Genomic DNA, 656 nt, shown 5'->3' on the forward strand with positions numbered 1-656 from the left:
AATAAGTTGTTCGCTTCAGTACTTGCATCTGCTAGATCTCCAAAGTTATCCAGTTCATTGCCGTCGCGACGCGTATAGGCAACTAAAGATTCCAAATCGCCAGTTTTGTTCGCTAGTGCAACAGATTCACTGAATGTATTGTCTTCAGAAGAGTAGTTGAACTTCGCATGGCCACCAAAGTTACGACCCTTAAGGAAATCAGCCGGATCTTTGGTTTCAAATGCAACAATGCCACCAATTGCGTCAGAACCATGCAGAGACGACGCTGCACCTTTTACAATTTCAACCGCTTTTATTAGGTCGGTATCCACGTTAACGCGAGCAGAGTTAATGAACGTATTCCCTGATTCGAACTGGTTACCTTGAGATACGCCGTCCACAAGAACCTTAATTCGGTTACCTTCGATACCTCGAATATTGATACTCTGGACACCTTGACGCGAGTTTGTCTTAACCGTGACTCCTGGCGTGTACTCAAAGAGATCATCTAAGCCAGTGACCATGCTTTCTTCGATGTTCTTATCAGTAACGACGGCAACAGAAGCAGCAGTGTCTTCGATTTGGCTATTAGTACGAGTCGCAGTCACGACCACTTCATTGAAGGTTGAATGGTCTTCAGCGTAGGCACCTTGGGATAGTGCAATTAGAATAGAGGC

General features: G+C 45.1%; 1 protein-coding gene. It reads right to left on the reverse strand.

Features of this window, described 5'->3' with window-relative positions:
- A partial coding sequence (locus R8N47_RS25775; protein ID WP_318186173.1) for a TonB-dependent receptor plug domain-containing protein occupies positions 1-656 on the reverse strand: 656 nt, incomplete at both ends.

This window comes from Vibrio sp. 2132-1 (assembly GCF_033344315.1).